The organism is Geobacillus sp. ZGt-1 (assembly GCF_001026865.1).
GTDB classification, from domain to species: Bacteria; Bacillota; Bacilli; order Bacillales; family Anoxybacillaceae; genus Geobacillus; species Geobacillus thermoleovorans.
Window position 1 is genome coordinate 1 of sequence record NZ_LDPD01000080.1, and the last position, 239, is coordinate 239.

Annotated in this window: 1 rRNA gene; it reads left to right on the forward strand. The window is 59.0% G+C overall.

The features are described 5' to 3' along the window. Positions 1 to 239 (forward strand): 16S ribosomal RNA (locus VU18_RS15635); the annotation flags it as partial.

Below are 239 nucleotides of genomic sequence, written 5' to 3' on the forward strand. Positions count from 1 at the left end.
GGAAGGTGGGGATGACGTCAAATCATCATGCCCCTTATGACCTGGGCTACACACGTGCTACAATGGGCGGTACAAAGGGCTGCGAACCCGCGAGGGGGAGCGAATCCCAAAAAGCCGCTCTCAGTTCGGATTGCAGGCTGCAACTCGCCTGCATGAAGCCGGAATCGCTAGTAATCGCGGATCAGCATGCCGCGGTGAATACGTTCCCGGGCCTTGTACACACCGCCCGTCACACCACG